General features: G+C 68.8%; 20 protein-coding genes and 5 tRNA genes. 11 read left to right on the top strand and 14 right to left on the bottom strand.

Translation table 11 applies throughout. The features are described from left to right. The first annotated feature begins 39 nt into the window (after positions 1 to 39). Both cofC and SLUN_RS28245 read left to right on the top strand, forming a co-directional pair. Positions 40 to 735: a 2-phospho-L-lactate guanylyltransferase gene (gene cofC, locus SLUN_RS28250; RefSeq protein WP_108152809.1), complete on the top strand. Its 696-nt coding sequence runs from the start codon at positions 40 to 42 to the stop codon at positions 733 to 735. A 159-nt stretch (positions 736 to 894) separates the two neighbouring features. Next, a complete protein-coding gene (locus SLUN_RS28245; RefSeq protein WP_108152808.1) occupies positions 895 to 1,098 on the top strand; it encodes a hypothetical protein in 204 nt (67 codons plus the stop codon). Positions 1,099 to 1,195: 97 nt separating this feature from the next. Here SLUN_RS28245 and SLUN_RS28240 read toward each other — a convergent pair whose 3' ends face one another. The 4 genes from SLUN_RS28240 to leuC all read right to left on the bottom strand — a co-directional run bounded on the left by SLUN_RS28240 (position 1,196) and on the right by leuC (position 4,345). Then, entirely contained in the window at positions 1,196 to 1,846 is a 651-nt protein-coding gene (locus SLUN_RS28240) for an HU family DNA-binding protein (protein WP_108152807.1), read from the bottom strand. Between the two features lie 142 nt (positions 1,847 to 1,988). After that, a complete protein-coding gene (locus SLUN_RS28235) occupies positions 1,989 to 2,216 on the bottom strand; it encodes an SCO5555 family protein (protein WP_108152806.1) in 228 nt (75 codons plus the stop codon). 104 nt (positions 2,217 to 2,320) lie between these two features. Beyond that, positions 2,321 to 2,914, bottom strand: a complete 594-nt coding sequence (gene leuD / locus SLUN_RS28230) for a 3-isopropylmalate dehydratase small subunit (protein ID WP_108152805.1) — start codon at positions 2,912 to 2,914, stop codon at positions 2,321 to 2,323. Between the two features lie 6 nt (positions 2,915 to 2,920). After that, positions 2,921 to 4,345 carry a 3-isopropylmalate dehydratase large subunit gene (gene leuC / locus SLUN_RS28225; protein WP_108152804.1) on the bottom strand — a complete coding sequence of 475 codons (1,425 nt, stop codon included), beginning with the start codon at positions 4,343 to 4,345 and terminating at the stop codon, positions 2,921 to 2,923. A gap of 144 nt (positions 4,346 to 4,489) precedes the next feature. On the opposite strand from leuC, the gene ndgR reads away from it, so the two are divergent. Further along, positions 4,490 to 5,212, top strand: a complete 723-nt coding sequence (gene ndgR / locus SLUN_RS28220; RefSeq protein WP_108152803.1) for an IclR family transcriptional regulator NdgR — start codon at positions 4,490 to 4,492, stop codon at positions 5,210 to 5,212. 135 nt (positions 5,213 to 5,347) lie between these two features. Here ndgR and SLUN_RS28215 read toward each other — a convergent pair whose 3' ends face one another. The 10 genes from SLUN_RS28215 to SLUN_RS40120 form a co-directional block, all read right to left on the bottom strand. After that, the gene (locus SLUN_RS28215; RefSeq protein ID WP_108152802.1) at positions 5,348 to 5,701 is read right to left on the bottom strand and encodes an STAS domain-containing protein; all 354 of its coding nucleotides are present in this window, start codon (positions 5,699 to 5,701) and stop codon (positions 5,348 to 5,350) included. Between the two features lie 99 nt (positions 5,702 to 5,800). Continuing rightward, positions 5,801 to 5,873, bottom strand: a tRNA-Glu gene (locus tag SLUN_RS28210). Between the two features lie 36 nt (positions 5,874 to 5,909). Then, positions 5,910 to 5,981: transfer RNA gene (locus SLUN_RS28205), tRNA-Gln, on the bottom strand. 13 nt (positions 5,982 to 5,994) lie between these two features. Then, positions 5,995 to 6,067 (bottom strand) — tRNA-Glu (locus SLUN_RS28200). 83 nt (positions 6,068 to 6,150) lie between these two features. Continuing rightward, positions 6,151 to 6,223, bottom strand: a tRNA-Glu gene (locus tag SLUN_RS28195). A gap of 21 nt (positions 6,224 to 6,244) precedes the next feature. Next, a tRNA-Gln gene (locus SLUN_RS28190) sits at positions 6,245 to 6,316 on the bottom strand. 88 nt (positions 6,317 to 6,404) lie between these two features. After that, positions 6,405 to 7,124, bottom strand: a complete 720-nt coding sequence (locus tag SLUN_RS28185) for an HAD family hydrolase (RefSeq protein WP_108152801.1) — start codon at positions 7,122 to 7,124, stop codon at positions 6,405 to 6,407. A gap of 69 nt (positions 7,125 to 7,193) precedes the next feature. After that, positions 7,194 to 8,669: a glutamate--tRNA ligase gene (gene gltX / locus SLUN_RS28180; protein WP_108152800.1), complete on the bottom strand. Its 1,476-nt coding sequence runs from the start codon at positions 8,667 to 8,669 to the stop codon at positions 7,194 to 7,196. After that, on the bottom strand, positions 8,662 to 9,456 hold the full coding sequence (locus tag SLUN_RS28175; RefSeq protein ID WP_108152799.1) for a fumarylacetoacetate hydrolase family protein: 795 nt from the start codon (positions 9,454 to 9,456) through the stop codon (positions 8,662 to 8,664). The genes gltX and SLUN_RS28175 overlap by 8 nt, the downstream gene beginning before the upstream one ends. Before the next feature lie 83 nt (positions 9,457 to 9,539). Continuing rightward, positions 9,540 to 9,710 (bottom strand): hypothetical protein, encoded by a 171-nt coding sequence (locus SLUN_RS40120; RefSeq protein ID WP_170146614.1) that lies wholly within the window; start codon positions 9,708 to 9,710, stop codon positions 9,540 to 9,542. Between the two features lie 577 nt (positions 9,711 to 10,287). Here SLUN_RS40120 and SLUN_RS28170 point away from each other — a divergent pair. The 8 genes from SLUN_RS28170 to SLUN_RS28135 all read left to right on the top strand — a co-directional run bounded on the left by SLUN_RS28170 (position 10,288) and on the right by SLUN_RS28135 (position 20,538). Then, on the top strand, positions 10,288 to 13,827 hold the full coding sequence (locus SLUN_RS28170) for a sensor histidine kinase (RefSeq protein WP_108152798.1): 3,540 nt from the start codon (positions 10,288 to 10,290) through the stop codon (positions 13,825 to 13,827). 9 nt (positions 13,828 to 13,836) lie between these two features. Further along, entirely contained in the window at positions 13,837 to 14,250 is a 414-nt protein-coding gene (locus SLUN_RS28165; protein WP_108152797.1) for a roadblock/LC7 domain-containing protein, read from the top strand. A 131-nt stretch (positions 14,251 to 14,381) separates the two neighbouring features. Further along, positions 14,382 to 14,789, top strand: a complete 408-nt coding sequence (locus tag SLUN_RS28160) for a DUF742 domain-containing protein (RefSeq protein ID WP_108152796.1) — start codon at positions 14,382 to 14,384, stop codon at positions 14,787 to 14,789. After that, positions 14,770 to 15,351 carry a GTP-binding protein gene (locus SLUN_RS28155; RefSeq protein WP_108152795.1) on the top strand — a complete coding sequence of 194 codons (582 nt, stop codon included), beginning with the start codon at positions 14,770 to 14,772 and terminating at the stop codon, positions 15,349 to 15,351. Before SLUN_RS28160 ends, SLUN_RS28155 begins: the two co-directional genes overlap by 20 nt. Before the next feature lie 341 nt (positions 15,352 to 15,692). Then, positions 15,693 to 18,893, top strand: coding sequence for a sensor histidine kinase (locus SLUN_RS28150; RefSeq protein ID WP_371413858.1), 3,201 nt, complete (start codon positions 15,693 to 15,695; stop codon positions 18,891 to 18,893). A gap of 11 nt (positions 18,894 to 18,904) precedes the next feature. After that, complete coding sequence (locus SLUN_RS28145; RefSeq protein ID WP_108154975.1) at positions 18,905 to 19,318, top strand: roadblock/LC7 domain-containing protein; 414 nt, start codon at positions 18,905 to 18,907, stop codon at positions 19,316 to 19,318. 97 nt (positions 19,319 to 19,415) lie between these two features. Beyond that, the gene (locus tag SLUN_RS28140; RefSeq protein WP_108152793.1) at positions 19,416 to 19,976 is read left to right on the top strand and encodes a DUF742 domain-containing protein; all 561 of its coding nucleotides are present in this window, start codon (positions 19,416 to 19,418) and stop codon (positions 19,974 to 19,976) included. Next, positions 19,957 to 20,538: a GTP-binding protein gene (locus SLUN_RS28135; protein WP_108152792.1), complete on the top strand. Its 582-nt coding sequence runs from the start codon at positions 19,957 to 19,959 to the stop codon at positions 20,536 to 20,538. Before SLUN_RS28140 ends, SLUN_RS28135 begins: the two co-directional genes overlap by 20 nt. Positions 20,539 to 20,652: the final 114 nt, after the last annotated feature.

Here is a 20,652-nt window from a genome sequence, read left to right as displayed (position 1 = left end):
CCCCGGAGCTTCGCACGCTTCGGTGACAATGGGCTCCCCATGCGCATGGACGGAGAACCCGCCACGAACACCGACCCGACGGCCCCCTGGTCCCTGGTCGTCCCGCTGAAACCTCTCGCACTGGCCAAGAGCAGGCTTTCGGCGGCCGCGGACGACGTGCTGCGGCCGCATCTCGCCCTCGCCTTCGCCCTGGACACCGTGACCGCGGCGCTGGCCTGCCCGGCTGTGCGGGATGTGGCGGTCGTCACGGACGACCCGGGGGCCGCGGCCGAGCTCGCCGCGCTGGGGGCGCGGATCGTGCCGGACTCCCCGGCGGCGGGACTCAACGCGGCGCTGACGCACGGGGCACAGGCGGTGCGGGCGCTGCGGCCCGCCGCAGCGGTCGCCGCCCTCAACGCCGATCTGCCCGCATTGCGTCCCGTGGAATTGACGCGGGTGCTGGCGAAGGCAGCGATATTCCCCCGGGCATTTCTGACGGATGCGGCCGGAATCGGCACGACTTTACTCTCGGCTGCCTCGGGCGTGGAATTGCGTCCTGCTTTCGGCGGCCGGTCGCGGCGCCGGCATTTGCGCTCGGGGGCCGCGGAAATCCTGCTCGACGCCGTCGATTCGGTACGGCAGGACGTGGACACGGGGGACGATCTTCAGGCCGCTCTGGCGTTGGGCGTGGGCCCGCGTACCGCCGAGCGATGGGCGGCCGGCGCCCACGCCATGGAGGGCCGGCGGGACGGCTGAGCGGCCCCGGGGACACCGCTCAGGGTCTTTCGTTGGATCAGGCCGGATGAGTGAGCGGGGTCCGGCGATGGGGGCACCTCCCGTGCCCGAAGGGCTGCGGAGGAGTGCGGTGCCTGGGCACGCGAGCCCGGCAGGATCGGACGGCCTAAGCTGCTGCGTATGCAGGCGACCTCGTACACATACGACTCCGAGACCCGCGGCGGGAGCGTGCTGCTCGACGACGGCACCCCGGTGCAGTTCGATGCCGCGGCCTTCGACGCGGGCGGGCTGCGACTGCTGCGGCCGGGCCAGCGGGTCCGTATCGAGACCGAGGGCGCGGGCCCTTCCCTCCGCATCACGCTGGTGACGCTGCAGACTCTCTGACTCGGCGGCCACTCCGGACACCCCGAACACGCCGCGGGCCGGGCTCCCCGAGGGGAGCCCGGCCCGGCGCGTGAGTGGCCCGGTGACCTTTTGCCGCTTACTTCTTCCTGGCAGTGGTCTTCTTGGCGGTGGTCTTGCGTGACGTCGCCTTCTTGGCGGGCGCCTTCTTGGCCGTGGCCTTCTTGGCGGGCGCGGTCTTCTTCGCGGTCGCCTTCTTGGCGGTGGCCTTCTTGGCCGTCGTCGCCTTCTTCGCCGTGGTCTTCTTCGCCGCGGCCTTCTTCGCCACGGTCTTCTTGGCGGTGGTCTTCTTCGCCGCGGCCGTCTTCGCCACGGTCTTCTTGGCCGTCGCCTTCTTGGCGGTGGTGGCCTTCTTGGCCGCGGCCTTCTTCACCGTCGCACGGGCGGCAACGCCACCCGTGAGGCTGCCCTTGGGAGCCTTCTTGACGGCGACCTCGCCACCCCTGGGGAGCTTCTTCGAGCCGCTCACCAGGTCCTTGAAGCCCTGGCCCGCACGGAAACGCGGAACGGAGGTCTTCTTGACCCGTACGCGCTCACCCGTCTGCGGGTTGCGGGCGTAACGGGCGGGACGGTCGACCTTCTCGAACGAGCCGAAGCCGGTGACCGAAACCCGGTCTCCTCCGACAACGGCGCGGACGATCGCGTCAAGTACCGCGTCGACAGCCTCGGCGGCCTGCTGACGGCCGCCGACCTTGTCGGCAATCGCTTCTACGAGCTGCGCCTTGTTCACGTCTTCCCCTTCGGAGACATTGCCGGAACGATTACGTCCCGGCTTTTTCGCACGTTAGGCAGATATATACCGCAAATCAAACACGAAACGGGCTAATCACCCTAGTGCCGCAACGATGTCGACGTTCGCGGAACTCTGGGTGTCAGTCGCCCTCAGGGAATCGGCCCTCGTCGAGGTCCTTCATCAAGCGGTCCAGACGCCTCGCCGCATCCGGGAGATCGTGCTTCGCCGCGGCCGTGACGACCAGCAGCTTCCGGGACAGCGCCATCCTTACGCCCTCCGGGACTTGCAGTTCACGCACCCTTGTGTGCGCTTGTTTCAGTCGGGCGGCGACTGCCTCGTAGAGCTCGAGTTGGCTGTCGCGTTCCATGCACCGATTGTGCCATCTGGGGCGAGTTGTCGCCCGACGGGGTCTCAACAAGCGACTGCGCCCCCCACCGGACGGTGGGGGGCGCAGTTGGGGAAAACCGCTGCTCAGGCCTCAATTGTGCGAGGTTTGAAGGCCGGTCGGGAGGCCTCGTAAGCCGCGATGTCGGCTTCGTTCTGAAGGGTGAGGCTGATGTCGTCGAGACCGTTCAGCAGCCTCCATCGGGCGTTCTCGTCAAGCTCGAAGTCAGCCGTGATTCCGGTGGCCAGAACCTGTCGCTTCTCCAAGTCCACGGTGATCTCAGCGGTCGGGTCGGCCTCGGTCAGCTCCCAGAGCGCGTCCACCACCTTCTGCTCCAGAACCACTGTCAGCAGACCGTTCTTGAGCGAGTTACCGCGGAAGATGTCGGCGAACCGGGAGGAGATGACGGCCTTGAAGCCGTAGTTCTGCAGGGCCCATACGGCGTGCTCGCGGGAGGATCCGGTGCCGAAGTCGGGGCCGGCCACCAGGACCGTGGCGCCCTTGCGCTCGGGCTGGTTGAGGATGAAGGACGAGTCCTTGCGCCAGGCCTCGAAGAGCCCGTCCTCGAAGCCGTCGCGGGTGACCTTCTTGAGCCAGTGGGCCGGGATGATCTGGTCGGTGTCGACGTTGCTGCGGCGCAGCGGTACGGCCCGGCCGGTGTGTGCGGTGAAGGCTTCCATGGTTGCTCAGACTCCGGCGGTCGCGGGGGCGTCGGACAGATCGGCGGGCGAGGCCAGATGGCCCAGTACCGCGGTGGCCGCGGCGACCTGGGGCGAGACCAGATGGGTGCGTCCGCCCTTGCCCTGCCTGCCCTCGAAGTTGCGGTTGGAGGTCGACGCGGAGCGCTCGCCAGGGGCCAGTTGGTCGGGGTTCATGCCCAGACACATCGAGCAGCCCGCGTGCCGCCATTCGGCGCCCGCGGCGGTGAAGACCTTGTCCAGGCCCTCCGAGACGGCCTGCAGGGCGACTCGTACGGAGCCGGGGACCACCAGCATCCGTACGCCGTCGGCGACTTTGCGGCCGTCCAGGATCGAGGCAACGTTGCGCAGGTCCTCGATACGGCCGTTGGTGCAGGAGCCTACGAAGACGGTGTCGACCTTGATGTCGCGCAGCGGCTGGCCGGCGCTCAACCCCATGTACTCCAGGGCCTTTTCGGCGGCGTGGCGCTCCGAAGCGTCCTCGTACGAAGCAGGGTCGGGGACGTTCGCCGACAGGGGCGCGCCCTGGCCGGGGTTGGTGCCCCAGGTGACGAACGGCGCCAGTTCGGTGGCGTCGATGAACACCTCGGCGTCGAATACGGCGTCGTCGTCGGTGCGCAGGGTCTGCCAGTACTCGACGGCCGCGTCCCAGTCCGCGCCCTCGGGGGCGTGGTCGCGGCCCTGCAGATAGTCGAAGGTGGTGCGGTCCGGGGCGATCATTCCGGCCCGGGCGCCCGCCTCGATCGACATGTTGCAGATGGTCATCCGGGCCTCCATCGAGAGCTTCTCGATGGCGGAGCCGCGGTATTCCAGGATGTAGCCCTGGCCGCCGCCGGTGCCGATCCTGGCGATGATGGCCAGGATCAGGTCCTTGGCGGTGACGGTCTCGGGCAGTTCGCCCTCGACCGTGATGGCCATGGTCTTGGGGCGGGCCAGCGGCAGCGTCTGGGTGGCCAGCACATGCTCCACCTGGGAGGTGCCGATGCCGAACGCGAGGGCGCCGAAGGCGCCGTGCGTGGAGGTGTGGGAGTCGCCGCAGACCACGGTGGTGCCGGGCTGGGTCAGGCCCAGCTGCGGGCCCACGACGTGGACGACGCCCTGCTCGACGTCGCCCAGCGGGTGCAGACGGACGCCGAAGTCGGCACAGTTCTTGCGGAGCGTCTCCAACTGGATGCGGGAGACCGGGTCCGCGATGGGCTTGTCGATGTCCAGCGTCGGGGTGTTGTGGTCCTCGGTAGCGATGGTGAGGTCGAGGCGGCGGACCTGGCGGCCGTTCTGCCGGAGCCCGTCGAAAGCCTGGGGGCTGGTCACCTCGTGCAGCAGATGCAGATCGATGTAGAGGAGGTCGGGCTCGCCCTCTGCGCGCCGGACGACGTGGTCGTCCCAGACCTTCTCCGCGAGTGTCCTACCCATCGCTTTCCCTCCGGCCGACTGTTCCGCCGACGCAACTAGAGATCTTGTGCGGAGCCCGTTGGTACGCGGGCCGCCCCTACAGCCTCGCAAGTTCCACGGAAAATTGAACTTGCGTTTCACACTGTGAGACGCGAATATCGTTGCATGGACAACTCTAGCGGCGTCGGCGTTCTCGACAAGGCAGCTCTCGTATTGAGCGCACTGGAGTCCGGTCCGGCCACCCTCGCCGGGCTGGTCGCGGCGACAGGGCTCGCACGACCCACGGCACATCGCCTTGCCGTGGCACTGGAACACCACCGGATGGTGGCGAGGGACATGCAGGGCCGGTTCATTCTCGGCCCGCGCCTGGCGGAGCTCGCGGCCGCGGCCGGCGAGGACCGCCTGCTGGCCACGGCCGGACCCGTACTCACGCATCTGCGCGATGTGACCGGCGAGAGCGCGCAGCTCTACCGCCGGCAGGGGGACATGCGGATCTGTGTGGCCGCGGCGGAACGGCTGTCCGGACTTCGGGACACCGTGCCGGTCGGCTCCACGCTCACGATGAAGGCGGGCTCGTCGGCCCAGATCCTGATGGCCTGGGAGGAGCCGGAGCGCCTGCACCGCGGTCTGCAGGGCGCCCGCTTCACGGCGACGGCGCTGTCCGGAGTGCGGCGCCGGGGCTGGGCCCAGTCGATCGGCGAGCGCGAGCCGGGCGTGGCCTCGGTCTCGGCGCCGGTGCGGGGCCCGTCGAACCGCGTGGTCGCGGCGGTCTCGGTCTCCGGCCCGATCGAGCGCCTGACGCGCCACCCGGGCCGGATGCACGCCCAGGCGGTCATCGACGCGGCGGGGCGCCTGAGCGAGGCGCTGCGCCGCGGGGGCGGCGCCTGAAGGGGCTGAAGGGGCTGAAGGGGCTGAAGGGCACGCCCTTCGGGCGTCTCCTCAATCGCCGGAGGGGCTGGAATTGCCGGCCCCTCCTCGGCGAACGGCACACAGGCCTGGTGCACAAACCCCCTGCGCACGGCGTCAGTTGACACGATGGGCTCCCAGCCGAAGGCCGGGTGTCGCGTCCCAGCCGACCAGCGCGATCACATTCCGCAGATGCGGGGCGAGCCCGGTCAGCTCCACATGATGGCCCTCATCTCGCGTACGGGCGAAGGCGATCAGCATGCGCAGTCCGCCGAGATCCAGGAACTCCAGCTGCGAGAGCTCGAGTTGGAGATCGCCGCCGGTCGACCCGATCGCTTCGAGCGCGGTGCGCAGATGGCGGTGGGTGTGGACGTCCACCACGCCCTCGATCTTCAGTCCCGGCGGCCGGCGGATGCGGGTGATGCGTAACTCCGCGGTGCGTATGAGGGGTTCCGCGCCGGCAGCATCCATGCGCGGAGTATCCCGCCGAGGCGGCCGCAGGAGGAAGGCGGCGGAAGGCAACAGACGCGAGGAGGCCCTCCGCGGTGTGCGGAGGGCCTCCTCGATGCGTACCCCCGACCGGATTCGAACCGGCGCTACCGCCTTGAGAGGGCGGCGTGCTAGGCCGCTACACAACGGGGGCCTGCTGTGGTGCAGATCGACATACTCTCGACTTGCGCTGGGCTACCAGGACTCGAACCTAGAACAACGGAACCAGAAACCGTCGTGTTGCCAATTACACCATAGCCCATGGTTTAGACCAGTACCCCCGACCGGATTCGAACCGGCGCTACCGCCTTGAGAGGGCGGCGTGCTAGGCCGCTACACAACGGGGGCCCTAGCGATCCCACCCGGCGGAGCCGGGTGATGTCACCGCACGATCATTGGGTGCGACCCTGATGATCAACGGGATGGATCTGTACCCCCGACCGGATTCGAACCGGCGCTACTGCCTTGAGAGGGCAGCGTGCTAGGCCGCTACACAACGGGGGCTTTGCAGAAGAACTCTGCGAGCTGGGCTACCAGGACTCGAACCTAGACTAACGGAACCAGAAACCGTCGTGCTGCCAATTACACCATAGCCCACCAAAACTCAACCCCCAGAAGGGGGTTTTGTTTGGCTTGCGCTTTCCGGCCGGACCTCTCGGCCCTCCCGGGCGGCGCAGGAAGAACATTACCTGAAGGTGTCCGGCGCTCCAAAACGGGTATCGCCGCGCAGCAGGCCTGGGAGCTGGTCAAGGCCGGTGATACGAGTGAGCTCGGGGTGCCCTCCGAGGCCGGTGCGGTCCAGCCAGATGCCGGCCAGTCCGGCGGCGACGGCACCACGGGCGTCTATTTCGGGGTGATCCCCGACATACGCCACGTCCTGCGGCGCGAGGCCGATCGTGTCGCAGGCCGCGTGAAAGGCGCCGGGGTCGGGCTTGGAGACCCCGAGTTCGACGGCGCAGACGACGGCCTCAAACCGGTCGCGCACGCCGAGGACACGGAGCTTGCGGTCCTGGTTGTGGATGCTGGAATTCGACAGCACGGCATGGCGGTACTCGTCCGCGAGCAGGTCAAGTACGGGCACGGTGTCGGGGAAGAGGGACCAGGCGGCCTCGTAGTGGGCGACGTGCCGGTCGAACCAGGCGTCCGCGTCCGTGTCGCTCAGCTCCGTACGCAGAAAGGACCGGACCCGGTCGCGGCGCTGCCCCTCGAAGTCGGTCTCACCGTCGGCGAAGCGGGCCCAGTGGACATCGGTGAACTCGCGCCACGAGTCAAGGGCCTGCCCGATGGATTCGTATCCCTCGGGCAGGCCCTCGGCCTTGAGATGCTGTCGCATGCCGACGCGGTCGGCGCTGGTGTAGTCGAAGATCGTGTCGTCGATGTCCCAGAGCACGGCTCGGATCGTCATGATCCGAGCCTAGCCCCCACGCACCCCGCTGCTGGGGGTTCGGGGGTTGTCCGAGCTTAGGTCAGGGCCTCAGGCCGCCAGCTTCGCCAGCGCCGCGTCGATGCGGGACAGGGTCTTCTCCTTGCCCAGGATCTCCAGGGACTCGAAGAGCGGCAGACCCACCGTGCGGCCGGTGACCGCGACGCGGACCGGGGCCTGGGCCTTGCCGAGCTTCAGGCCGTGCTCCTCGCCCGCCGCGAGCACCGCGTTCTTCAGGGACTCGGCGCTGGACCAGTCCGCCGCCTCCAGCTTCTCGCGGGCCGTACGGAGCAGCGCGTCGGAGCCCTCCTTCATCGCCTTCGTCCAGGACGCCTCGTCCTCGACCGGGGCGTCCAGGAAGAGGAAGTCCACGTTGGCCGTGATGTCCGACAGGACGGTCACCCGGGTCTGCGCGTACGGGGCGATCGCCTCCCACGCCGCTCGGTCGAACTGCTCCGGGGCCCAGTTGGCGTGCGGGGCCCGCAGCCAGGGGCCGCAGGCCTCGGCGAAGGCCTTCACGTCCAGCATGCGGATGTGGTCGGCGTTGATCGCCTCGGCCTTCTTCAGGTCGAAGCGGGCCGGGTTGGCGTTGACGTCCGCGATGTCGAACTTCTCCACCATCTGGGAGATCGTGAAGACGTCCTGGTCGGCGGAGAAGGACCAGCCGAGCAGCGAGAGGTAGTTCAGCAGGCCCTCGGGGAGGAAGCCGCGCTCGCGGTAGACGTTCAGGGACGCCTGCGGGTCGCGCTTGGAGAGCTTCTTGTTGCCCTCGCCCATCACGTACGGCAGGTGGCCGAACGCGGGGGTGTCCTTGGCGATGCCCAGTTCGATCAGCGCCTTGTACAACGCGATCTGGCGCGGGGTCGAGGAGAGCAGGTCCTCGCCGCGCAGAACGTGGGTGATCTCCATGAGCGCGTCGTCGACCGGGTTGACGAGCGTGTACAGCGGGGCGCCGTTCGCGCGGACGATGCCGTAGTCCGGGACGTTGTCCGGGGTGAAGGTGAGCTCGCCGCGGACCAGGTCCGTGAAGGTGATCGGCTCGTCGGGCATCTTGAAGCGGACGATGGCGGGGCGGCCCTCCGCCTTGTACCGCGCGATGCGCTCGGCGGAGAGGTTGCGGCACGTGCCGTCGTACCCGGAGGGCTTGCCGGCCAGCCGGGCCGCGTCGCGGCGGGCCTCGAGCTCGACGGCGGTGCAGAAGCACTCGTAGGCATAGCCGCCGGCCATCAGCTTCTCGGCGATGTCCTTGTAGATGTCCATCCGCTGCGACTGGCGGTAGGGGGCGTGCGGGCCGCCGGCCTCGGGGCCCTCGTCCCAGTCCATGCCCAGCCAGCGCAGCGAGTCGAGCAGCTGGTTGTACGACTCCTCGGAGTCGCGGGCCGCGTCGGTGTCCTCGATGCGGAGGACCATGGTGCCGCCGGTGTGCCGGGCGTAGGCCCAGTTGAAGAGGGCCGTGCGGACCAGACCCACATGGGGGTTGCCGGTCGGCGAGGGACAGAAACGTACGCGGACGGGTCCGTTAGTCACGCTTGATCACCTTGTTGGTGAGAGTGCCGATGCCTTGAATGGTGACGGCGACCTCGTCGCCGACGTTGAGCGGACCGACCCCGGCCGGGGTGCCCGTGAGGACGACGTCGCCGGGGAGCAGCGTCATGGCCTCGGTGATGTTGACGATCAGATCCTCGATGGAGTGGATCATCTGGCTCGTACGGCCGAGCTGGCGTTGTTCCCCGTTGACCGTGCACTGGATGGTGAGGTCGCTCGGGTCCAGGTCGGTCTCCACCCAGGGGCCGAGCGGGCAGGAGCTGTCGAAGCCCTTGGCCCTGGCCCACTGCTTCTCGCGCTTCTGGACGTCACGGGCGGTGACGTCATTGGCGCAGGTGTAGCCGAGGATGACGTCCTTGACGCGCTCGCGCGGGACCTCGCGGCACATGCGGCCGATGACCACGGCCAGTTCGGCCTCGTGGTGCAGCTCGTTCGAGAAGGAGGGGTACGCGATCGGGTCGCCGGGGCCGATCACCGAGGTGGACGGCTTGAAGAACGCGAACGGCGCGTCCGGACGGCCTTGATCGTCAACGATGGCATGGCCGAGCTCCGCCGCGTGCTCCGCGTAGTTGCGGCCGAAGGCCACGACCTTGTTGGGAAGCACGGGCGGCAGCAGCCGGACCTTGCTCACGGGGACCTTCGTACCGGAGAGCTCGAAGTCCGCGAACGGGATGCCCTTGATGATGTCGAGGACGAGGCCGTCAGGGCCTTCGCCCTCGACCGCGCCGAAGGCGACATTGCCGTCGATGGAGAACCTGGCGATGCGCACGGGATGCGGGTGCCCCTCTACTACTTACGCTGACTGGAGTGTGACGCTCCAGGCTAACGCGGGTGGGGGCACCGCCTCGCGTATTACTGGACGGGGGCGTCCATCAGGACCGTGCGACGCGGGTTGGCCGTCTGGGTGGGAAGATCGAGCGTGTGCTCCTGCTGCTCCGGCGTCTGCAGTGCCCCTGCGTCCTCGAGGTGCGCGAGCGTGGTGCGCCGGGGGTTGGCTATGTTGCGGAACATCATCGTCTTCATCTGTTGTTTCAGACCTTGTCGGGGTGCGGGCGCTGCGGTGAACGCCGGTTGACGGATTTCCCATCCCTGTAAAGCGTCAGGCTAAACATCCAATTCCCCGCCAAGGCCCGGAAGAGACAGCGATCTACGTGTGAGTTTGCTCACGGATTGACGGGCAATTCGGTCATTCTCGACAGGCAACTATCGCCAGGGAAACGGACATTGCCCCACTGAAGCCACCATTCCGCTCCTGATCATGGCGACTGGGACACCCCCCACCCCAAGCGACTTGCAGGGAAACGTCCGTTTCCTCCGTGAACTCCTTCTACGTCTTGTGACACAACGCTCACACCGTGTCACCCAGGTCACAGCCCGGTACGTGGCCCTTGTTGGAGATCCTGCACTGTGCTGGAATTCCACGCACCGCCGCGGGTTTCAGACCGGCGCGCAAGGGCGCAACGCAGCGCCGAGTGGCGGCGGGAAAGGGGAGCAGCGCCGGTCACTGACGACCAACATGGGACGTGCTCTTCGTCCCACGATGCCGACACCGTCCCGCCGTGCGAGCGGAGGGACGCCTGGTCCAGAGGTTGCGACGCTAGTGCAGGGACGTTTCAAGAGGGATGGCAGCGCTGCGGCGGAACAGGAGCCGCGCGGCGGGACCGACCGCGGCTCCTCGCCCCAGCACACCCAAAACCAGGGACCGGCAGCACCCGGCGCCAGCGGTGACCGTGCCGCGCGCCTCGGTGCGGCGGCACCCGCAGCCGACGGGGCCAAGGCCCCGCTGAAACCCAAGGGGCCCACGGATACCGGCTCGCGAATAGCGCTGCGCAACTGGCGCATCAGCACGCGACTGGTCTCCCTGCTCGCCCTGCCGGTCGTCGCCGCGACGACGCTGGGCGGACTCCGTATCAACGAGTCCATGGCCGACATGAAGCAGCTGGAGCACATGCAGCTGCTGACCGAGATGACCAAGCAGGCGACCGATCTCGCGTCGCGGCTCCAGGCTGAGCGGGACCTGTCCGCGGGTCCTCTGTCCAACGACCCGACGAACGTCACCGACTCCAAGGTCACCGGCCCCCGGGCCGAAACCGACCGGGCCAGGAAGGCCTTCCTCGAGGCCACCCGCGACATCCCCAACGCGGAAAACGACGACGCGCTGGAGAGCATCCGCGCGAACGCGAACCAGATCGCCGTCCAGGTCAACCAGCTCACGACCATCCGTGAGAACGCGTACGCCGACGACGACACCGTCCCGCACTCGCTCACGGTCGACAAATACAGCCGGCTGGTCGAATCGCTGCTGAGCCTCTCCCAGGACATGGCGCAGGCGACCAGCAACCCGGACATGATCAAGCGCACGCGCGCCCTGGCGGCCTTCTCCTCCGCCAAGGAGTACGCGTCCATCCAGCGCGCCATCATCGCCGCGGCGCTGCCGGGCGGTGGCGGCGAGCAGGCCCCCGGCCTCAACGAGAACGACCGGCTCTACGGCAAGGCCGCCCGCGAAAGCGGCGAGACCCAGCTCAAGGCCTTCAAGGCGGTCTACGAGTCCTACGGCGGCAACTCCGACGAGCTGACCGAGCCGATGGAGAGCGGCAACCCGACCATCGAGGTGTCCGAGCAGTACGCCAAGCGCGTGCTGGACACCAAGAACGGTCTGGCCACCCAGGATGCTCGTTCCTACCTGGACTGGACCGACGACTACTCGGCCCGTATCAACGCCATGAAGACCATCGAGGCCACGCTGCTCGGCCAGATGGAGGGCAAGGCCCGTGAGCTGCGCGACCAGTCGCAGCGCGAAGCGATCATCAACGGTGCGCTGATCCTCGTCGTCCTCGGCGTCTCGCTCGTCGGCGCCTTCGTCGTGGCCCGCTCCATGATCCGCTCGCTGCGCCGTCTGCAGGACACCGCGACCAAGGTCGCCCAGGACCGTCTGCCCGAGCTGGTCAAGCAGCTGTCCGAGTCCGACCCGCAGGACGTCGACACCTCCGTCGAGTCGGTCGGTGTGCACTCGCGGGACGAGATCGGCCAGGTGGCCGCGGCCTTCGACGACGTGCACCGCGAAGCCGTACGACTGGCCGCCGAGCAGGCGCTCCTGCGAGGCAACGTCAACGCGATGTTCACCAACCTCTCGCGCCGAAGCCAGGGTCTTATCCAGCGTCAGCTCTCGCTCATCTCCGAACTGGAGTCCCGCGAGGCCGACCCGGACCAGCTGTCTTCCCTATTCAAGCTTGACCACCTCGCGACCCGTATGCGCCGGAACGGCGAAAACCTCCTCGTCCTCGCGGGCGAGGAGCCGGGCCGCCGGTGGACCCGGCCGGTCCCGCTGGTCGACGTGCTCCGTGCCGCCGCCTCCGAGGTGGAGCAGTACGAGCGCATCGAACTGTCCGCCGTTCCCACTACCGAGGTCGCGGGCCGCGTCGTCAACGACCTCGTGCACCTCCTCGCCGAGCTGCTCGAGAACGCGACGTCGTTCTCCTCACCGCAGACCAAGGTCCGCGTCACCGGCCACGCACTGCCCGACGGCCGTGTGCTGGTCGAGATCCACGACACCGGCATCGGCCTCTCCCCCGAGGACCTCGCCGCGATCAACGAGCGGCTCGCGTCGCCGCCCACCGTGGACGTCTCGGTCTCGCGCCGCATGGGTCTGTTCGTGGTCGGCCGGCTGTCCCTGCGACACGGCATCCGCATCCAGCTGCGTCCTTCCGACTCCGGTGGTACGACCGCGCTGGTCATGCTCCCCGTCGATGTCGCCAACGGCGGCAAGAAGGCCCCGAACATGCCCGGTGCGAGCGGCCAGGGCGCCGTTCCTCCCGGTCAGAACGGTCCTGCCGGAGTCGGCGGCCGTCCGGCCGGCGGTCCCGGTGCGAACGGCGGCGGCCGTCCCGGTCTCGGCAGTCCGCCCGCGGGCGGACCCGGCGGTGCCGCCGCCGGCGGCCGGATGGGCACCGGCGCGCCGCGCGGCCAGGTCGGTGCGGGCGCGGCTCCGCGTGCCGCGCTCCCGGCCCGTGACGGCGCTCCCGCATCCGCACCCCGTCACGCACAGGGTCAGGGTCAAGGCCAGGGCGGCGGTCTCGGCGGTGCCTTCGGTTCGGGCGCCGGCCGTGGCGCGCAGAACGCCCCGGCGCGGAGCGAAGCACGCCAGAACGGCTTCCAGCAGGGTGCTCCCGGCGCGGGCGACCGAGGCCGGCAGCTGCCTGCCCCCGGCGGCACGCGTGCCGAACTGCCGGGCGGCAAGCCCCCGCGGCGGGACACGCCCTCTCAGCGTCCCCAGGCAGCCAGCTGGGGCAGCGAGCAGCCGTCCGCCCCGCAGCAGCGTCCGTCCGCGGACGCGCCGCGCGGCCACGACGACAACGAGTCCGCGCGCGGTCCCGCCGCCACGGCCGAGTTCGCGCGGCCCGACTTCAACGCTCCGCCGCCGCGCGGCGGCGGTTCCACCGGGCAGTTCGTACGTCCGGATGTGTACGGCCCCCAGGACCCCTCGTCCACGGGCCAGTTCGCCCGCCCGGGCACGGGTGGCCCGCAGCCGCCGGCCCCCTCCCAGGCGCCGCGTCCGCGCGGCCGGGACAACACCGACTACTCGGTGCCGCGTCCCGCGAACGCACTGCCGCCGCAGCCCCAGCCGGAGGCCCTGCCGCCGGCCGGTCCCGGCGACGGCCGTACGCCGCTGTACGACACGCTGGAGACGAACTGGTTCCACGGCCCGCAGAGCGGTCAGCCCGCCGAGCAGCCGCAGGCTCCGGCCGTCCCGCAGCAGCCGGCGGGGCGTGCCGTTCCGCCGATGCCGCAGCGCTCCCCCGCGCCGGCCCCGGCAACCCCGGGCAACGCGCCCAACGCGAGTGGTGCCGCCTGGCGCACCTCGCCCAATGACGAGTTGGTACGTCAGGCCGAGCGGGTCAGGAAGCCCGCGGCCGGCGGCGTCACCACCTCTGGTCTGCCCCGACGGGTCCCGCGCGCCAACCTGGTGCCCGGCACCGCGCAGGAGCAGACCAACCAGGCCGGTCCGCAGGTTTCGCGTGCTCCCGATGACGTACGCGGCCGGTTGACCAATCTCCGACGGGGCATTCAGCAGGGTCGTCAGCAGAACAGCTCGACGACCGGCAGCTTCAACCTCGGCCCCACTCACCAGCAGGAGCGTTAGTTGAGTCCGATGAGCCAGGCGGCGCAGAATCTGAACTGGTTGATCACCAATTTCGTGGACAACACCCCTGGGGTGTCCCACACGGTGGTGGTCTCCGCCGACGGTCTTCTGCTGGCAATGTCCGAAGGATTCCCCCGCGACCGCGCCGATCAGCTTGCGGCCGTGGCGTCCGGACTCACCTCGTTGACCGCGGGGGCGTCCAGGATCTTCGAAGGCGGTCCGGTCGCCCAGACCGTCGTCGAGATGGAGCGGGGCTTCCTCTTCCTCATGTCCGTGTCCGACGGGTCCTCACTGGCCGTGCTCGCACACCCCGATTGCGACATCGGCCTTGTGGGCTACGAAATGGCTCTCCTCGTCGACCGTGCCGGCAGCGTCCTCACTCCGGACCTCCGCGCCGAGCTTCAGGGAAGCCTTTTGCACTGAAACACCCCTCCCCCCAGCTCTTACAGGCACGCGCCACCGCACCGTTACCGTCAATGCCAGGTCGCCCGAAGGCCCCCCACCGGCCCAGTCAGACGGCACGCCGACCACTTGCTGTCACGCCCGGAGGATCCATGACCCCGCCACCCGCCTCTCACGATCCGTACGGCGCCTCAGTCGACGCGTCGTACGGATATGAGGGCGACCAGCCGCTGGTCCGTCCTTATGCCATGACCGGCGGCCGGACCCGGCCGCGTTACCAGCTCGCCATAGAGGCGCTGGTCAGCACCACGGCGGACCCGGCGCACCTCGCCGGGCTGCTCCCCGAGCACCAGCGGATCTGCCACCTGTGCCGCGAGGTCAAGTCGGTGGCGGAGGTGTCGGCCCTGCTGTCGATGCCGCTCGGCGTCGCGCGGATCCTCGTGGCCGACCTGGCGGAGGCGGGGATGGTGGCGATCCATCAGCCGGGCAACGGTGAGGCCGGCGGCACGCCGGATGTGACACTGCTCGAAAGGGTGCTCAGTGGACTTCGCAAGCTCTAGTAGCGGTGCGGCACGGTCGACCACCTCCGCGAAGATCGTGGTGGCGGGCGGCTTCGGCGTGGGCAAGACCACGTTCGTCGGTGCCGTCTCGGAGATCAACCCGCTGCGTACCGAGGCCGTGATGACGTCTGCGTCCGCGGGCATCGACGACCTCACCCACACCGGGGGCAAGACCACCACCACGGTGGCCATGGACTTCGGCCGTATCACCCTGGACCAGGACCTGATCCTGTACCTGTTCGGTACGCCCGGACAGGACCGTTTCTGGTTCATGTGGGACGACCTGGTCCGGGGCGCGATCGGCGCCATCGTGCTGGTCGACACGCGCCGTCTGGCGGACTGCTTCCCGGCGGTCGACTACTTCGAGAACAGCGGTCTGCCGTTCGTCGTGGCCCTCAACGGCTTCGAGGGACATCAGCCGTACAACCCCGAAGAGGTGCGCGAGGCCCTGCAGATCGGCCCGGACACCCCGATCATCACGACCGACGCCCGCCACCGCGCGGACGCGAAGAGCGGGCTGATCACGCTGGTCGAGCACGCTCTGATGGCCCGGCTCAAGTAGACGGCGGCATACGGCAGTTGTCGTAGCGTTGCGCGCGGGCGGACTGTGTCGTTTGACACGGTCCGCCTGCGTGTTCATAACGTTTCGAGAGAGAATTATCGGGCCCCGGACACCCGGTGCTTACGACTGGTACCACTGCGCTCACATCGGCCTCGCTATTTGTCGGGGCTTACTCTTTATGCCCCTTTTATCCGAGGCGTACGCCACTCGGAATGGCTGATTCCAACTGTTTGGAACGGACCCGCTCCACGTGCTGGAATTCGACGAACTCCCGAGTAGTAGAGCTCTGAACGAAACACACGGCACAGCGTAGGTGCCGACGCCGAGAGGTTGTTGGTCGAGTGAGGCGAAGCATGACGAGCTCCGCGGAGCAGCAGGCGCGGGGCAACTTCACCCCGCCGCCGCGCATAGCGGCGCCGCCTGTGGAGGCGCCCATTGCGCCACCCGCCCCCGGCAGCTCAAGCCGGCTGAACCCGCGCAACTGGCGAGTGCCCACCCGCCTGAACGCGATCCTCCTCATCCCCGTGCTCGTCGGGCTGGTGATGGGCGGCTTCCAGGTCAAGGGCTCCATCGACACCTGGAGCGAGGCACAGGACGCCGAGAAGACCGCGCTGGTCGTGCGTGCCGCCTCGGAGTACGGCCAGGCGCTGCTCAACGAGCGTGACAAGACGGCCGCGCCCCTGCTGGTTTCCACCACCCCGGCTCAGCGCAAGGCCCCGGAAGTCACCAAGGCCTACGCGACCACGGACGCCGCCAAGAAGAAGTTCGACGAGGTCGTCAAGGACCTGCCCGCGAAGCAGGGCCTGGAGCGCCGTCTGAGCCTCTTCCGGGCCGTGGAGCCCAAGCTCGCCGACACCCGCAAGCTCGCGTACACCACGGCCGTCGAGTCCAAGTCCGCGGTCGGCACCGAAGAGAGCTACGTCGAGGTCCAGCACTCGTTGATGGAGTTCTCCAACGAGCTCGGCCTCGGCACCGGCAACATCACGAGCTACGGCCGTACGGTCTACGCGGTCCAGCTGGCCAAGGCCGCCGCGTCGCTCCAGCGCTCCATCGGTATGCACCTGCTGATCCGTCCCAGCGATGACGACACGATCCGGGCCAAGCAGACCATCGCGTTCAACTCGTACAACTACCTCGAGCAGATCGCGCTCGCCGAGTACATCTCGGGCGGTACGCAGGACGACACCGACAAGCTCGAGCAGATCATGACGGCCAAGGCCGTCGAGGGCGGGAAGCAACTGCAGGCCGCCGGCCTCAAGCCGCCGACGGACGAAAAGGGCTCGGTCCTGGCCGGCATGGCCGGCCGGATCGGCCAGGGGCTCAGCCCCAAGGAGCTGAAGAAGCTCGACGTCACGCCCCAGACCTGGATGGGCGCGGCCACCGCCAAGTTCGACGGCTACTCCGAGATCGAGAACGATCTCCTCGAGAAGTCCGTGACCGAGATCGCCGTGATCTCCGACGACGCCAAGAACGACGCCATCACCAACGGCGCCATCGTCGTGATCGCCCTCCTCACCGCGTTCATCCTGGCCGGGCTCATGGCCCGCCAGATGAGCCGCTCGATGCGCCAGCTTCGTAACGCCGCCTTCGGCATCGCCGAGCAGCGGCTGCCGATGCTCGTCGACCAGCTCTCGCGTACGGAGCCGGGCCGCGTCGACACCCGGGTGCAGCCGATCCCGATCGACACGCAGGACGAGATCGGCGAGGTCGCCCGCGCCTTCGACCAGGTCCACCGGGAGGCCGTCCGGCTCGCCGCCGAGCAGGCCATGCTCCGGGGCAACGTCAACGCGATCTTCACCAACCTCTCGCGCCGCAACCAGTCGCTGATCGAGGGCCAGCTGACCCTGATCACCGACCTGGAGAACAACGAGGCCGACCCGGACCAGCTGGAGAACCTCTTCAAGCTGGACCACCTCGCGACCCGTATGCGCCGCAACGGCGAGAACCTCCTGGTCCTCGCCGGCGAGGAGCCGGGCCGCCGCTGGAACCAGCCGGTGCCGCTGGTCGACGTGCTGCGCGCCGCCTCCTCCGAGGTGGAGTCCTACGAGCGCATCGAGCTGACCGGCGTCCCGGAGACGGACATCCACGGCCAGGCCGTGACCGACCTCGTGCACCTGCTCGCCGAGCTCCTGGAGAACGCCACGACGTTCTCCTCGCCGCAGACCAAGGTCCGGGTGACGGCAACCCGTCTCCCCGACGGCCGGGTCATGATCGAGATCCACGACAAGGGCATCGGCCTGACCGCCGAGGACTTCGCCGACATCAACCACAAGCTGGCCAACCCGCCGACGGTGGACGCCGCCGTCTCGCAGCGCATGGGCCTGTTCGTGGTCGGCCGGCTGGCCGACCGGCACGGCGTCCGCGTCCAGCTCCGCCCCTCGGGCGAGCAGGCCGGCACCACCTCGCTGGTCATGCTCCCCGACGCCATCACCCACGGTGGCGGTGGCGAGTCGCTGCCCGAGGACGACTTCACCGTTTCCCAGATCATTCCGGAGCAGCAGGAGTCGTTCCAGAGCATTCCGCTGCCGAGTGCGCCGATGCGCACCGCCGCGGAGCTCGGTTTCGACGACTCCCGCTACGAGCAGCCCGGGGAGGCCTCTCCGCAGCTCGACCCGGTGGGCCGTTCCCTGATACGCGAGGAGCGCCGTGCCGCGCTCGAGGCGCAGGCGCACGGCGAACAGCCGCTCTACCGTGACGAGGTGGACTACGGGCAGCAGCAGTACGCCCCCGAGTACGGCCAGGACTACGCGCAGGAGTACGTCCAGGAGCAGCCTCAGGCGTACGCCGACGAGCAGCCGGGGGCCTACGACGGCTACCAGCAGCCCGGCGGTTACCCGGAGCCCCAGGAGCACCAGGAGTCGGCATATGCGGAAGCCAACTACCAGGCCCCGCAGACTCAGGAGCAGCAGTACGACGGCCAGTTCGACACCCAGTCCCACCAGGCAGAGTGGCCGGACCAAGGTACGTACCAGGGTGGGTACGAGCCGGAGTACCGGAGCGAATCGGAATCTACGCCCGGCGCTCCCGAGAACGCCCCCGAGCGCGTAGGCTTCGAACGTCCGGGGCCCTCCCCGAGCAGCAGCCACGCGGTGACCAACGCCGGTCTGCCGCGGCGCGGCAGCACACAGCAGCCGCAGCCCCAGCAGCAGTGGCAGCAGCCCGCCGAGCAGGCCCCACAAGGTCCGCAGGGCGGCCAGAGCGAGGCGAACGGCAGCAGCAACGGTGCCGGTCCCGCGGACTGGCGCTCGACCAACGACGAGCGCTGGCAGCGGGCGGAGAAGCTCCGCGAGCCGAAGGCGGGCGGGGTCACCCCCTCCGGGCTGCCGCGGCGAGTGCCCAAGGCCAATTTCATCGAGGGCACGGCTGAGCAGACGCCGCAGGGCGGACCCCAGGTCTCCCGCGCCCCTGAGGACGTGCGTGGCAGGTTGAGCAATCTCCGGCGCGGTGTCCAGCAGGGACGCAGCGCGGGGGCGGACACGAACGGATCGGCCACTCACGATCGACAGAGTGGCCCGGGTAATACCTACAACCAGGAGCGTTAGTTGTGAGCCCGATGAGCCAGGCGGCGCAGAATCTGAACTGGTTGATCACCAATTTCGTGGACAACACCCCTGGGGTGTCCCACACGGTGGTGGTCTCCGCCGACGGACTCCTTCTGGCTATGTCCGAGGGTTTCCCGCGTGACCGCGCCGACCAGCTGGCGGCCGTGGCCTCCGGGCTGACCTCGCTGACCGCGGGGGCGTCCAGGATCTTCGAAGGCGGCGCGGTCAACCAGACCGTGGTGGAGATGGATCGGGGCTTCCTTTTCCTCATGTCCGTGTCCGACGGCTCCTCGCTGGCCGTACTCGCACACCCCGAGGCCGACATCGGTCTTGTGGGTTACGAGATGGCACTGCTGGTGGACCGGGCGGGCAGTGTGCTCACCCCCGACCTGCGTGCGGAGCTCCAGGGAAGTCTTCTCAACTAACAGGCAGACAGTGCGTTTCACGCCACCGCACCATAGGGTGCGGTGGCGCGGCTCCACAGGGACACGGACCGGCGACCGGCAGTCGGAGGAGGAAAAAGTGGCAACACCCCCAAGCGGACGCCCTTATGACGGCGGTCACCAGAACCCGGGTGATCACTCTCAGAACCGCTTCAACTTTCCCTCCACGCCGAGCAGACAGGGCGCCCAGCAGCCCTACCAGCAGCCGCAGCAGCCGTACGACCCGTCGTACGACCAGCCGCAGCCGCGGATCCCGCCGGTGCAGCCGCGACGGGCGCCGGAGCCCTCTCCCGCGGCGCACAACCCGTTGGTCCGTCCCTATGCCATGACCGGCGGCCGTACCCGGCCGCGTTACCAGCTCGCCATTGAGGCACTGGTCAGCACGACGGCCGATCTCTCCAGGCTGCAAGGGCAGTTGCCCGAGCACCAGAGGATCTGCCGGTTGTGCATCGAGATCAAGTCGGTCGCCGAGATCTCGGCACTTCTTTCCATTCCCCTCGGCGTAGCCCGGATCCTTGTCGCCGACCTGGCGGAGGCCGGACTGGTCGCCATCCACCAGCCAGGCGGCGACGAGTCCGCCGGCGGCCAGCCGGCCGTGACACTGCTCGAAAGGGTGCTCAGTGGACTTCGCAAGCTCTAGCGGCGGTGCAGCCCGCTCAACCACCAGCGCGAAGATCGTGGTGGCGGGCGGCTTCGGCGTGGGCAAGACCACGTTCGTCGGCGCCGTCTCGGAGATCAACCCGCTGCGTACCGAGGCCGTGATGACGTCTGCGTCCGCGGGCATCGACGACCTCACCCACACCGGAGACAAGACGACGACGACCGTCGCCATGGACTTCGGCCGTATCACCCTGGACCAGGACCTGATCCTGTACCTGTTCGGTACGCCCGGACAGGACCGTTTCTGGTTCATGTGGGACGACCTGGTCCGCGGCGCGATCGGCGCCATCGTGCTGGTCGACACGCGCCGCCTGGCGGACTGCTTCCCGGCGGTCGACTACTTCGAGAACAGCGGCCTGCCGTTTGTGATCGCGCTCAACGGCTTCGAGGGGCACCAGCCGTACAACCCCGAAGAGGTGCGCGAGGCGCTCCAGATCGGCCCGGACACCCCGATCATCACCACCGACGCCCGCCACCGCGCGGACGCGAAGAGCGCGCTGATCACGCTGGTCGAGCACGCTCTGATGGCCCGCCTGCGGTAGCCGGTACCGGAGCTCAGCCCTGTCGGGGAAGCCCCTCGCACTCCTGACGGAGCGCGAGGGGCTTCCTCGTGCTTTTCAGCACGGGGTACGCGCGAGGGCCCCGCTCTCCGGAGG

Source organism: Streptomyces lunaelactis (assembly GCF_003054555.1).
Lineage (GTDB): Bacteria > Actinomycetota > Actinomycetes > Streptomycetales > Streptomycetaceae > Streptomyces > Streptomyces lunaelactis.
Note: the sequence above shows the minus strand (reverse complement) of the source record. Positions and strands in the feature narration are given on the sequence as shown.

Bases quoted from the DNA above. Each gene is read 5' to 3' on its own strand.
- SLUN_RS28160 (WP_108152796.1), top strand. From the start codon at position 14,382: ATGACCCCGCCACCCGCCTCTCACGATCCGTACGGCGCCTCAGTCGAC.
- SLUN_RS28165 (WP_108152797.1), top strand. From the start codon at position 13,837: ATGAGCCAGGCGGCGCAGAATCTGAACTGGTTGATCACCAATTTCGTG.
- SLUN_RS28145 (WP_108154975.1), top strand. From the start codon at position 18,905: ATGAGCCAGGCGGCGCAGAATCTGAACTGGTTGATCACCAATTTCGTG.
- SLUN_RS28185 (WP_108152801.1), bottom strand. From the start codon at position 7,124: ATGACGATCCGAGCCGTGCTCTGGGACATCGACGACACGATCTTCGAC.
- SLUN_RS28235 (WP_108152806.1), bottom strand. From the start codon at position 2,216: ATGGAACGCGACAGCCAACTCGAGCTCTACGAGGCAGTCGCCGCCCGA.
- cofC (WP_108152809.1), top strand. From the start codon at position 40: ATGCGCATGGACGGAGAACCCGCCACGAACACCGACCCGACGGCCCCC.
- SLUN_RS28215 (WP_108152802.1), bottom strand. From the start codon at position 5,701: ATGGATGCTGCCGGCGCGGAACCCCTCATACGCACCGCGGAGTTACGC.
- SLUN_RS40120 (WP_170146614.1), bottom strand. From the start codon at position 9,710: ATGAAGACGATGATGTTCCGCAACATAGCCAACCCCCGGCGCACCACG.
- leuD (WP_108152805.1), bottom strand. From the start codon at position 2,914: ATGGAAGCCTTCACCGCACACACCGGCCGGGCCGTACCGCTGCGCCGC.
- SLUN_RS28245 (WP_108152808.1), top strand. From the start codon at position 895: ATGCAGGCGACCTCGTACACATACGACTCCGAGACCCGCGGCGGGAGC.
- ndgR (WP_108152803.1), top strand. From the start codon at position 4,490: ATGGACAACTCTAGCGGCGTCGGCGTTCTCGACAAGGCAGCTCTCGTA.
- leuC (WP_108152804.1), bottom strand. From the start codon at position 4,345: ATGGGTAGGACACTCGCGGAGAAGGTCTGGGACGACCACGTCGTCCGG.